The sequence below is a fragment of the Nitrospirota bacterium genome, from assembly GCA_016214855.1.
Taxonomy (GTDB): Bacteria; Nitrospirota; Thermodesulfovibrionia; order Thermodesulfovibrionales; family UBA6898; genus UBA6898.
Map to the genome: position 1 here is coordinate 126,290 of JACRMT010000005.1, position 12,500 is coordinate 138,789.

Below are 12,500 nucleotides of genomic sequence, written 5' to 3' on the forward strand. Positions count from 1 at the left end.
GAAGGCGACGTTTCACTAAACGCTGTCAGATTACAACAACCACAGGAGGAAGAATGAAGACGATTATAACAAAGCCCATGAATCGAAGACTGTGGATTCGACGAATCGCGACTGTGCTGTTTATTGGATGTATATTTTCCGTCATTGGCGCGCCGACATTTGCGGCGGACGGTGTGTCAACCGAGGCGGGTCCGGAAGGTCCGGCCCAGACTGCCTATGCCCCGGACACCGGGGTTGGACCGGTGATCATTGTCATTTCAGGGCAGAGTGGCCCCAATTCATATCAGAGTTATGCTGCAGCGCTGGCTAAGCTTGGCTACTACGCGGTTCTCCTCACCGGCAAGGATATCCTTAACCCTGAACTTACGGGCGAGGCCAATTTGAAGAAGGCAATTGATCGGGCGCAGCGATCCCCCCATGCCATACGGGGTAAAACTGCGGTGATCGGATTTTCTCTGGGCGGAGGCGGCGCACTCTATAACGCAGCGCCGCTATCGGAGCTCGTTTCGGTGGTGGTGGCCTATTACCCGTACACCAAGACCTGGGCTAACAAGATGGGCTGGTTTGTCAAGCGCTTCCAGGTTCCGGTCCTGGTGCTTGCGGCGCAGCTCGACCGGTATATGGACTGCTGCGTGGTCGAATCGATGCAGGCCATGGAAGCTGCCGCGAAGCAGAACGGAAAACAATTCGAACTCGTGGCATACCCCGAAGCGAACCATGGCTTTAATCTGCAAACAGGTGCCAAAGGAGTGCCTGCCGGAACCTATCGTCGCGAAGACGACCGCGACGCATGGCGTCGCACTGTCGAAATGCTCAAGCTGTACCATCCGTTGCCGTAGAGGTCAGCCATGCGGCAGGTTGCCGGATTCACCCGGCCGTTAGAACTGCCTCGATCAAAATTAATGCTGCGACCTTAGCAATCGGGACGAGATAGAGATCGGCCATAAAAGACTTGGAAGACGGTGAAGAGGAACGGATATAAGCCGGTTCACCGTGCAAAAAACGGAGCATGATTCGAGGTGAAGACCGGGACTTCCTGTTTCAGGATAGCTGATATTGCCGGATGCCGCTTGAATTCCCTGTCGAGGAATAACCTCACCTTCTTTCTGTCCCACCCTTGAGGATGCAGAAAATCGGCGTAGAGTGAGAGGTCTCCCTCGGAGAAAGTTCGGCTCGATAGAGCAGCAGAGGCTTTGCCGCAGATCGGCATATTGAATATTGCAAGGTTAAGATAATTAATGCAGTCACTGTGCTGCGCTGTGAATTCAAGTGTCTTTTTTGCCGACGCCTCTGTCTCGACCGGCGTGCCGAAAAGAAGATATACGTAGGTGGCTATCCCTGCTTTTTTGAGGTTCCTGAGCACGCGGGAGGTCGTTTCAATGTTTATGCCTTTATCAAGTGCATCGAGGACCTTCTGGTCTCCTGACTCTATTCCCAGTTTAAGCATTACGCAGCCGGACCTTTTCAGGGCAGCACAAAAAGCCGGATCTGCCAATTGAGTACTCACCCGTGCGAAGCCGTACCAGGGCGCGGCCGGTCTTTCCGTGCAGAGAGCTTCAAGAAGGGCAGGGCTTATGGCATTATCGAGCAAATGAATGAGGGACGGATCGTGCCTTGCTGCCAATTCTTTCAGATCCCCGATCACCTGTCCGGGCGGAATGGGGATGTAAGAATTTTTTTCAGCCTCCTCCGGGCAGAAATCGCAGCGGTTCCAGTAGCAGCCTGAAGAGGCGCTGTAAGGAAGAATGAACCCGGGCGACAGATATTGATGAAGGGGAAGAGACGAATAGTCCGGGCGCGGCAGGTGTCTGTCCTGAGTATCAATGCCGAGGAGAGACAGAAGCTGAAATTCACCTGGCCCTGCAACAACATGGTCCACCAGACCGGCAAACGGCTCCTGCCATGCGAGGTTCTTCATCCAGGAGGTTACCAGTCCGCCGCCCAGGACCACCTTCACAGAAGGAAATTCCCGGCGCATGAAGCCGATCATCGAAAACGTGCATAATGCCTGACTCAGATAGTTCAGTGATATGCCCGCCGCAGAAGGCGCTTTTTTATCGAAAAGCTCCCGCAGCCTCGATGAAAAATAGGGATAAAAAGGGTTCAGTTCAGGCCTGTCTGCTGCGGCCAGAAGATCTCTGCTTCTAACCGGAGAGAGGGCCAGGTCTGAGTAATCCGCAAGACCTGCAGTTACGCCGGCCGGGCTTGTTGCACTGAGAACCCTGCTGATATCCTTAACCGCTCTTTTGTACCGATCGGGATGCCGGTAAAGACGGGGATCTCTCAGGGCGGAACTATTCCTGTCGCAATTCCTGAATGCCCTTTTTGTCCAGGCACTGTCAGATCCGGAGGGGAGGGGCAGGCCGAGGCGATAGAGAAGACCCTCAAGATTTGCATCCAGCAGGGCATGGGCAACACCGTGTCGGTTGAGCATGCCCGACAAGCGGGTAATGCCTGCCGGAGGTTCGCAGGGTTTGGCAACAGGCGGATAGATGAGGAGGATCAAGGCGATGCCGGTAAATTATTTCTTTTTCTTTTTATTTCGATACATCTTTTTGTCAGCTTCATTAAGCACATCAACGAGGTCTTTGCCGGACTCCCAGACCGAGCAGCCGATGCTCAGGGAAAGGCTGTAATCGAAGCTCGAATAGGCAGAGTTCCAGTCAGAGAGATGCTCCTCAATACGCTGAAAAAGAGCCCCATTCTCCGTGCAGGTCTGCATGGGAGTGACGATCAGGAACTCGTCTCCGCCGTACCTGCAGAGAAAATCGGATTTTCTTGCACACTTTTTCAGGAGATCTGCACATTCACGCAGTACACCGTCGCCATGCAGGTGGCCATAGGTATCGTTGATATACTTAAAACCGTCGACATCGATTATGATAAACGAAAGTTTTTCGTTGAGCCGTTCAGCCTTTTTGATGTCCCTCACGATGGTCTCATTAAAAAAATTCCTGTTGTACAATCCGGTCAGAAGGTCTCTTGTCGCAAGCTTTCTCAGCCTCGTCTGTGATGCCTTCAGATTTCTGACCAGCATGCCGAGATGGTCGTAGATCTCGGAAATAAGCGTCTGGTAAACGATGTCTCCTGTCCGGCCTCGCTGTCCTGCATGCCTGTGCACCTCATCGGCTATTTCCTTCTTTACCGTATCGATCATCTTGTCCCAGGATTCGTCGGTCTCGTGCACCGAAAGATCGATGAGGACCTTGAGGTCCGTTGAAAGTTGTTTTAGTGCGTCATGGAGCTGGTTGTGGTCTGTCATTGGGGGATTCCATTCCTGTTTCAAAAGTAAGAAATTTTACCATACTATGCAGGGGAAAAAGGGCAGAACAACAAAGGGGTAAGGTATACTAAAAAAAGTGCCATGAAGAAAGTCATTATGCCCCAGGACATCTACGAGCTTCTCCGGCCCGAGCAGAGCTTTCTCAGCAGGGTTGACGTGAGCGTACGAACGGCAGCTTCCAACAGCCTGACACTTGCCCTGCACCGGGCTGAAAGGGCTGACCTCATCATCGCATACCTTGATACGGGGGAGACGGGCGGAGAGGAACTCTGCAGGCAGATACGGGACGATGCCGGGACGCGCGCGGTCTCGATACTGCTCATCTGCCGGGCACAGGACCCGGAGATCGAACGCTGCGTCAGCTGCAATGCCAATGCCTATATAACCATGCCGGTCGTTTCTGCCGTATTGCTGCAGGAGGCGCATCGCATGCTGAATATCGCTCCCCGCAAGGCCTGCCGGATTCCGGTGAAGATCAGACTGGTATGTCAGACGCGGGGCAAACGATTTACCGGCATGATCGAGGATATCAGCATTGCAGGGCTCTTCTTCAGGTCTTCCGGTGTAATGCCCGAAGGCGCCACGGTCCATTGCACCTTCGCCATAGCAGACAGCCGGCAGCTGACCGTCCCCGGTGAGATTGTGCGAGTCCTGCCTGACAAGCCGGGGGCCGGTTATGGGGTTAGTTTCTTCGATATCAGTACCGAGGCAGTATCTGCGATCAGGCGTTTTTCAGGACCGGATAACGCTGATCAGACCTGAACGGTCCTGTAGAGTTCAGAACTGTGATCTGAACTCTGCGAAGGCCTGCTTCAGCTCTTTCAGCTCTGTTCTCAATTTTTCGATCTCTTCCTCCAGCAAGCTGAGGCGTTCATCACTCCTGAGCGGCAACGCTGACGGTGCATCGGATTGGTCTGCATCGGACGCAGCAGTACTCCTGCTGCCGGACAGAAGGTGCATGAATCTCCGCTCTTTTCTCCCGGCTTCTCTCGGCAGTTGGATGACCAGTGCCGGAGCGTGTTCTGTCAGTCCCCTGAGAGTTTCGTCCATTTTATCAAGGTTCTCAAAGGGGGTCATCCTTTCGGCACGGGAACGCAGCTCTCCGGCTGTCTGGGGACCGCGCAGCATCAGCTCGCAAAGCACTACCATTTCCGGTTTTGACAGATCAAATTTGTCCAGGATGGTATGCAGATATTTGTCGACGCGGCTGCCTGCCGTGAGCGTTTTTCGCGCAAGACCTTTTGACTGCAGCCTGTCCAGCGCCTCCTGTACAATGGTCTCCTCGTATGAGACCATTGGATTGCGGTTGGACTTCTGATTGCAGGCATTGGTCAGACTGTTCAGGGACAAGGGATAATACTCAGGTGTTGTCAGCTCCTTTTCGATAAGGCAGCCAAGAATGCGTATCTCTCTGTCGTCAAGAACTGGATCCATATCTCCTCCTGCATGCGGGTTTTAAAGAATATGATACATCATTTTTTTCTGAGCGCTTCATAAAAGGGATTATTTGAGAACTGCGCAGGTTTCCTGTCCTCTTTTTTGCGTGTTTTCTCAGACCTCGGCAATGGTTTTGCAGCTTCTTTTTTTGCAGCACCCTCATTGTTTGCGTGAGCGCTCTTCATCGAGAGCGAAATGCGCTTTCTCTGCAGATCGATCTCCAGCACCGTGACCGTCACCTTCTGATGCACCTTCACGACATCTCCCGGATTCTTCACAAACCTGTCTGCAAGCTCGCTGATATGCACAAGACCGTCCTGATGGACCCCTATGTCAACAAAGACACCAAAGGCAGCTATGTTCGTAACGATGCCCGGCAGCTTCATGCCCGGTGTCAGGTCCTCAACCTTCTGTACATTCTCTGCAAAGTTGAATGACTCGAACTGCTCCCTTGGGTCGCGCCCTGGTTTAGCCAGCTCGGACATGATATCGTTCAGGGTCGGCAGGCCTGCCGTATCGGTCACATAGAGGGAAAGGTCTATCCTTTTCCTGAGACCATCGTCTTTCATCAGGTCAACCACCGAGCATCCGAGGTCCCGTGCCATGGTATCGACAATATGATAGCTTTCCGGATGCACGGCTGATCCGTCCAGAGGGTTTTCAGCGTCCCGTATGCGGAGGAAACCTGTTGCCTGTTCAAAGGCCTTCGGCCCCAGACGGGGGATCTTTTTCAGTTCTTCCCGTGACCTGAACGGGCCGTGTTCGTTCCGGTATTCAACGATGCCTTTTGCAAGCTGAGGCCCGAGGCCTGATACATAGGTGAGGAGCTGTCTGCTTGCGGTATTTACTTCCACGCCAACGCCGTTGACGCAGCTGCTGACAACGTCATCGAGACTCTTCTTCAGTGCGGTCTGATCCACATCATGCTGGTATTGTCCTACACCAATGGATTTTGGATCGATCTTCACGAGTTCCGCAAGAGGGTCTGTGAGACGACGGCCGATCGAGACCGATCCCCTGACCGTCAGATCAAGGTCAGGGAATTCCTCCCTCGCCACCTCTGACGCAGAGTAGATGGATGCACCGCTTTCATTCACCATAACAATGTTTATGCCGGATGCAAGACCGAGCCCTCTGACAAAGGCTTCTGTCTCCCTCCCTGCAGTGCCGTTTCCTATGGCGATTGCCTCGATGTTGAAGCGGCTGCAGAGGTCTTTGATCTTTGTGCCTGCCTCACCGATGCCTTTTTCTGAGAAGTGGGGATAGATGGTGTCATTATGAAGAAGCTTCCCCTGCTGATCGAGACAGACCACTTTGCAGCCTGTCCTGAAGCCGGGGTCGATAGCCAGTACGTTTTTCCTGCCCAGAGGAGGGGAGAGCAGGAGTTGCCTCAAGTTCTCGACAAAAACACGAATTGCCTCTTCGTCAGCTCTTTTCTTGGCAGCAAGGCGGATCTCGCCTTCCATGGAAGAGGTGAGCAGTCTCTTATAGCTGTCATGCAGAGCAAGCTTCACCTGTTCAGATGTTGATGTAACTCCTTTTATGAAGACTTCTTCGAGCAGGCTGAGAGCCTTGTCTTCAGGCGGTGTTATGCGCATGATCAGAAAACCTTCAGTTTCTCCGCGGCGAATGGCAAGTATCCTGTGTGAAGGGGCCTTTGCTATCGGTTCTTCCCAGTCAAAATAGTCACGGTATTTGTTTGCTTCCTCTTCTTTGCCGGACATGACCTTTGACCGCAGTATGCCCTTTGCTGCAAAGAGCTCCCGCAGCCACTGCAGTGCCCTCGGGTCCTCGCTTATCCATTCCGCAATAATGTCCCGCGATCCTGCAAGGGCTTCTTCGACAGATGAAACGCCTTTTTCTGCATCCAGATAGGATGTTGCCGCTGCTTCAATATCCATTTCTTCCTGCGCAAACAGGGCGGCCGCAAGAGGTTCGAGCCCCTTTTCCTTTGCCATCATCGCCCGTGTGCGGCGCTTGGGTCTGAACGGCAGATAAATATCCTCCAGCACGGTCAGAGAATCTGCTCCGTCGACTTTAGTCTTTAATTCGTCTGTGAGCAGGCTCCGCTCTTCCAAAGACTTCAGGATCGCTTCCCGCCGCTTGTCCAGTTCCCTGAGCTGCTCCAGCCTGTCCCTGATAGCAGCAACAGCCACCTCGTCAAGGCTTCCGGTCGCCTCCTTGCGGTACCGGGAGATAAAAGGGACCGTTGATCCGTCGTCGAGCAGAGCTCCTGTTGCCTTTACCTGTGCGGGCGCTATGCCAAGCTCTTTTGCGATTATTAGTAAATGTGATTCTTTCATCCAGTTCCCTTCATATCAGGTTGATACTCATTTTCCAATCATGGCGCGTATGTTCGCAAAGCACTTTTTGGCATAGAGCTCTTCCTCTTCAGGGGAAAGTTTCTCGAAACGATCGAGCTTTTTTATGACCTCCTCATCAAGCTCCTCAAGGAAGCGTGAGGGGACAGAAGGCGCGTCTTTTCCGTATTTCGTTCTCTGGTTCGTATAGGTGATAAACAGCTCGTGCATGGCCCGCGTTATCCCTACATAGAAAAGCCTTCTTTCCTCCTCGAGCCCTTCTATGGTGTCGGCAGATTTCTTGTGCGGCAGAATATCCTCTTCAGCGCCTGCAATGAATACGACCGGGAACTCAAGGCCTTTTGAGGAGTGGAATGATATGAGCGTAACGCCGTACCCGCCTTTCTCCTCTTTTTCGTCCATCAGGTCTGTAAGCGCCATGGTCTCGAGAAACCCATGAAGAGAGGGTGATACTTCAGAGGATTCATAGTGCCGGAGGGATTCGACAAAGCCGTCCAGGTTTTCCATCTTCCTGAAGGACACCTCAGGTGTTTTATAAAGTTCACTGATGTAGTCACGGTAGTTGACCTCATCAATAAGGGCCCTGAGAGTCTTGTCCATTTCCCTTCCTTTTCTGAACATATCGCGATATCGCCCAAGCAGACCGAAAAGGGCATTGGCTGATGACGCAGGTTTTGGGCCGAGACCGGGCACCTCGATTGCTTTGCCAAAGGCATCGAGAAGGCTCAGGGCATGGGCGCGGCTGAATTCGGAAAGGAGCCCCAGTGCAGAAGGGCCCAGACCGCGTTTCGGCGCATTTGCCGCACGGAGAAGGCTCAGGTCGTCAGAAGGATTGGCGATGATCTTGAGGTACGCTGCGAGGTCTTTTATCTCCTTGTTCTCGAAATAGCTTGTCCCTCCTACCACCGAATAGGGTATGCGCTGTTTTCTGAGCGCCTCTTCAAAGGGTTTGGAAAAAATATTGGCCCGGTAGATCACGGCGAAATGCTCGTAAGGAGTATTCTTTTCGAGCCTGATCGTCGAGATTCTGTCTACGATCCAGGCTGCCTCGTCCTCTGTGTCCCGCGCCTTCAGGATATTGACCTTTGGGCCGTCGCCTCTTTCCGACCAGAGGGATTTCTCCATTCTCTTTTTGTTGTTCTTGATTACGCTGTTTGCGGCGGTCAGGATATTGCCGAAGGAGCGGTAGTTCTGCTCAAGCCTCACAATGACCGTTCCGGGGAAATCCTTCTCGAAATGGAGGATATTGCCGAGGCTGGCTCCCCGCCATCCATATATGGACTGATCGTCATCGCCGACAACGCAGAGGTTTTTTCTGTCGCCGGCAAGAAGCTTGATGAAATTGTATTGGACCCGGTTCGTGTCCTGGTATTCGTCCACCATGATATAGCGGAACATATTCTGATACTGCGCAAGCACATCAGGATGCTCTTTGAAGAGCTTCAGGGTAAGCAGGAGAAGGTCGTCGAAATCGAGTGCGTTCAGCGATTTGAGTGCGTCGAGGTAACGGGGATAGAGCATGGCCGATGCCTCTTCAAGCGGATTATCTGACGGGCCTGTCTCAACAGGAACGAAATCGTTCTTTGTCCTGCTGATCCTTTCGAGAATATTTTCGGGCTTGAAGCTCTTGTCGTAGAATTTAATATCAGAAAGGATGTTCCGCAGAAGCGAGACCTGCTCGGACGTATCATAAATGGTGAAGTCTTTGCGGTACCCGAGATGCTCGATCTCACGCCGCAGTATTCTCAGGCAGAGAGAGTGAAACGTGGAGATCACCGGTGTGCCGGTTTCTCCCTTGAGCATGGATTTGACCCGCTCCCGCATCTCTTTTGCCGCTTTGTTGGTGAAGGTGACCGCAAGCACAGATCCAGCCCTGCTGATCCCTGTCTTTATCAGGTATGCAGTCCTCATCGTGATGACCCGCGTCTTGCCTGAACCGGCGCCGGCGAGGATGAGAAGAGGGCCGTCGGTCTGCATGACCGCTTCCTCCTGCCGGCGATTGAGCCGCGCAATTTCTTTATATATATCCATCGTGACTTTTTAGTTCCTCTGAACTTTTTTCCGAAGCTGATCCGGATCCTTGTTACATGGGGCGAGAGATAGTTAATGCCTACAGGCCGCCGGGGAAAAACATCTGACCATCTATATTACCGGGCGAAAAACAAGAAGGCAACAAAGGGCGCAGGGAGCGGGCTCGCAGGCGTGGTTACGCTATCTCCTGAAAGATATCCGGCCTGTCAGTTGCAATGCCGTCAACGCCTTTTGCGATGTACGCCTCTGCTTCTTCTGTTGTATTGATTGTCCAGACAATCACCTTCAGATCGTTCTTATGGGCCTTTTCGATATCTTTTGTATGAACGAACCGGTAAAGAGGGACAAGATACTGAGCTTGAAGTTTCATGGCTGTTTCTATCGGGTTCCTGAATTTCGTATAGATCAGTCCGGTCTCGAGCTCCCTGTCCAGCTTTCGAACAGCGGCAAGAGCCTCTTCATGGAAAGAAACGATAATGACCCTGTCTTTCAGTTTCGCCCTGTTCACCTCATCAAGAACTCTCTTTTCCTGTCCGGTCTCCTTTAATTCCACCAGGATCTTTTCGACCTTTTTCCCGATATAGCCCAATGCTTCTTTGAGAGAAGGTATTCTGTCCCCTGTTGCCTGCCTGAGCTGCTTCAGTGTTGCCTCGTTTATCAACAGGTCAATGCCGAATACCCTTTTCAGGTTATCATCGTGGCATACGATCAGTTCTCTGTCCTTTGACTGGCGGACATCGAGTTCTATCGCATTGGCGCCAAGCTCAACAGCTTTCTTAAAGCTCCCGATCGTATTTTCGACCTCATATGCCCGTGCACCCCGGTGGCCTGTTTTGAGGAACATTGCTATGTGTCTTTCCTCAGGGCGGTCAGATATCTGCGTATCCTGTCTGCATTTGCCCCGACATCGCTCCTGCCGACGCGTGATAACGAACGCAGATCGACGCGGCTGCCATTACCCTGAGCAGTGATGCGGATCACGATATCGTCCTTGAACCCGAACCAGAAGGTCGTATCTGTTGCCTCGATACGCCCATTTGCAGGATCAACGCTGACGATTTCCCATCCCAAAGTCTGGACTGCTGAGAGGGCCTTTTCAAAGGTCCGGGCAGGGGGTACATTCAGCAGCAGCGGTGCAATGTCAGGATATGCCTTTTTCTGCTGGAGAGCGATCTCAGGGCCTCCGTATTCAGCCGGGTTCAGGGCCGCCTTGCGCATGCTGAGGACAATATCGAATTTGGGCGGATCTTCCGTGTCGGTCGTGATGTCATGGATAGCCGGGACACTGCGGGCAATGAGATACACGCGAAACGGAACAATGACTGCAGCAATACTGATGATGCCTGCGAGCATAAACAGGGAAAGGCTGCTCCCCTGTCCCCGGGAATAGGCAAAAATACAGCCGATGACTGCAGCTGCTGCGACTGCGAGTTCAGCATATGCAGACCATCTCAGAAGCGAAAGCCCTGTCCGAAAGCCCCACCAGCCGAACCGCGTGCCGAGGCCTGACACTGCAGTGGTGAGGACGAGGGCAGCGGCAAGGACAAGGCTGCAGACAGCAACGAAAGGCAGAGTTCTGTTCGTATCGATCATCTTAGTTTCAGTATAGCAGAATATTTCTCTCTGCCAAGGTTCAGTGTTTAGGGTCTGGCGGGGTCGTCTTTGCAGCGAAGAAAAGTCCGAGAGATATCAGCAGCGTAATAACTGTTATGGTGAATGCCAGAGTTTGTCCGTGCCAGAGGCTGCTGAACCAGCGCAAGAACTCATCAGCAGCAACACTGTATTTGCCGCCATAGACCTGCAGATCATGCCTGTACATCCTGGAGTCTTCCGGCATGATCGGATAGGCCTGTCCATCAACTATGGTATAGCCCACGGCAGCCTTCGGATCATCCCCGGCTGTCAGGTAAATGACGATGGAACCGGCCAGGCCCAGCAGCAGTACGAGTGCGGCTATGAGGTAAAGGCGTTTCTCCTGATCCAGGGTTTTCCAGAACATGGTAATAGTCAGTCCGGCTCTGATCTCTTATGCTCTGTGATCTGCCTTATTCCAATGACTTTATGTCTATGAAGGGGACAGCACCTGAACTCACCTTCGGCATATGGCCGTCCCACTTTTCTATGGCCTTGATAGATGCCTCGATTTTTCTAAGCTGTATGAGCTGGGGCGTGACATTTTCTTTCTGGAGCCTCAATGATTCTGCCTCTGCTTTGGCGCTGGCGATCTTCTGGTCAGCCTCAATCTTTATCCTTTCGAGGTCCCGCTGTGCCTTCAGGGCGAGCTGCTCAGCGGTCTGCTTCGACTCGATCGCAGCCTCGAACTGCTGTGAGAACCTGAAGTTTACGATTGAAAAATCGTCCACCACAATATCATAGGTAATGAGCCGCTGTTTGAGCAGGTCCTTGATCTCGTTGCGCACCTTCTCGCGCTGTGTGATAAGCTCGACTGCCGTGTATCGGGCAGTGATGGCCTTGACCACCTCCTGGACAGCAGGGTCTATTACCCGTTCCTTGAACGAGACGCCGATGGTCTGATAGATCTTGTTTACCTTATCAGGCGACGAGTGATAGTTCACTGCTATGGTTGATTTCGTGTCCTGCAGGTCTTTTGAGACAGATTCTGCGTCTGTCTGGGATTTCTGAATGCGCACATCTATCATGATCACCTTCTGCATGAAGGGCACACGCAGATGCAGTCCTTCTCCGAGCACGGCGTCCTGAACCGCCCCAAAATTGAGTACAACGCCTCTCTCTCCGGCGCTCACCACCACAAAAGGATTCAGGATCCGGATTGCGAACCAGAGCGCTATCACGATGGCTGCAATGAGTGCGAGCTTTTTCCCTCTGCCGCCGAATTTCTTTGCATTTTCTGCCAAGGCATCTACATTAATTTCTTTCATCTGTTACCCCCCCCTCTGTTATTTTTTCCTCAGGCAATAGTGGCATGATATCACGTTGCAGGAGAAATTACGAATGGATTTTTGCGCTCAGGAGGACGGTCATTGAGCTGCCATTGCTATCTCAAATAGTGCTGGACCGGTTTAATGACTCCGCTCTTCACCAGCAGGACCATGAGAGCTGTGTAGCAGAGCGATATGGCGATGTCCTTTGCCAAATGCTTTCCGGTATAGCGGACCTTTTCGTGGTTATTTTTCGAGAGAGTCCTTGTAATTCCTTTCTGGAGCAGCACAAAGCCCAGAATATTGGTCATGAGATATGAGCCGGCAAAGGCGGGCAGAAAGAGATGGGGATACAAAAAGCTGACCAGCCATGCGCAGGCATATGCGATCGGGATGTTAACGTATGCATCGTTCCACCACGAAAGCGGAGACAGCATATATCCTATGCAGGCTATGGTGCTGCCCTTCAGTTTATCATAATAATGATTCAGATCGTTCATGGGGTCTCGCTGCTTTTGGACAGTTTAC

Annotated in this window: 12 protein-coding genes; 2 read left to right on the plus strand and 10 right to left on the minus strand. The window is 52.3% G+C overall.

Translation table 11 applies throughout. The features are described from left to right. Positions 1–53 precede the first annotated feature (53 nt). Complete coding sequence (locus HZB62_07200; GenBank protein ID MBI5074939.1) at positions 54–839, plus strand: dienelactone hydrolase family protein; 786 nt, start codon at positions 54–56, stop codon at positions 837–839. Between the two features lie 149 nt (positions 840–988). Here HZB62_07200 and HZB62_07205 read toward each other — a convergent pair whose 3' ends face one another. Together HZB62_07205 and HZB62_07210 are read right to left on the minus strand one after the other, a co-directional pair. Further along, on the minus strand, positions 989–2,503 hold the full coding sequence (locus tag HZB62_07205) for a radical SAM protein (protein MBI5074940.1): 1,515 nt from the start codon (positions 2,501–2,503) through the stop codon (positions 989–991). 18 nt (positions 2,504–2,521) lie between these two features. Continuing rightward, positions 2,522–3,262 carry a diguanylate cyclase gene (locus HZB62_07210; protein MBI5074941.1) on the minus strand — a complete coding sequence of 247 codons (741 nt, stop codon included), beginning with the start codon at positions 3,260–3,262 and terminating at the stop codon, positions 2,522–2,524. 102 nt (positions 3,263–3,364) lie between these two features. Between HZB62_07210 and HZB62_07215 the strand changes: the two genes are divergently transcribed. Beyond that, complete coding sequence (locus HZB62_07215; protein MBI5074942.1) at positions 3,365–4,045, plus strand: PilZ domain-containing protein; 681 nt, start codon at positions 3,365–3,367, stop codon at positions 4,043–4,045. Positions 4,046–4,060: 15 nt separating this feature from the next. On the opposite strand, the gene HZB62_07220 is transcribed toward HZB62_07215, so the two are convergent. The 8 genes from HZB62_07220 to HZB62_07255 all read right to left on the minus strand — a co-directional run bounded on the left by HZB62_07220 (position 4,061) and on the right by HZB62_07255 (position 12,472). Next, a complete protein-coding gene (locus HZB62_07220; protein MBI5074943.1) occupies positions 4,061–4,717 on the minus strand; it encodes a YceH family protein in 657 nt (218 codons plus the stop codon). 38 nt (positions 4,718–4,755) lie between these two features. Next, positions 4,756–7,023, minus strand: coding sequence for an RNA-binding transcriptional accessory protein (locus HZB62_07225; protein MBI5074944.1), 2,268 nt, complete (start codon positions 7,021–7,023; stop codon positions 4,756–4,758). A gap of 27 nt (positions 7,024–7,050) precedes the next feature. Beyond that, positions 7,051–9,018, minus strand: a complete 1,968-nt coding sequence (locus tag HZB62_07230; GenBank protein ID MBI5074945.1) for a UvrD-helicase domain-containing protein — start codon at positions 9,016–9,018, stop codon at positions 7,051–7,053. Between the two features lie 229 nt (positions 9,019–9,247). Beyond that, a complete protein-coding gene (locus HZB62_07235) occupies positions 9,248–9,916 on the minus strand; it encodes a glycerophosphodiester phosphodiesterase (GenBank protein MBI5074946.1) in 669 nt (222 codons plus the stop codon). A gap of 2 nt (positions 9,917–9,918) precedes the next feature. After that, positions 9,919–10,665 (minus strand): DUF1499 domain-containing protein, encoded by a 747-nt coding sequence (locus tag HZB62_07240; GenBank protein ID MBI5074947.1) that lies wholly within the window; start codon positions 10,663–10,665, stop codon positions 9,919–9,921. A gap of 40 nt (positions 10,666–10,705) precedes the next feature. Then, positions 10,706–11,071 carry a hypothetical protein gene (locus tag HZB62_07245; protein ID MBI5074948.1) on the minus strand — a complete coding sequence of 122 codons (366 nt, stop codon included), beginning with the start codon at positions 11,069–11,071 and terminating at the stop codon, positions 10,706–10,708. A gap of 46 nt (positions 11,072–11,117) precedes the next feature. Next, positions 11,118–11,972: a prohibitin family protein gene (locus HZB62_07250; GenBank protein MBI5074949.1), complete on the minus strand. Its 855-nt coding sequence runs from the start codon at positions 11,970–11,972 to the stop codon at positions 11,118–11,120. Between the two features lie 116 nt (positions 11,973–12,088). Continuing rightward, positions 12,089–12,472 (minus strand): hypothetical protein, encoded by a 384-nt coding sequence (locus HZB62_07255; GenBank protein MBI5074950.1) that lies wholly within the window; start codon positions 12,470–12,472, stop codon positions 12,089–12,091. Between the last annotated feature and the right edge of the window lie 28 nt (positions 12,473–12,500).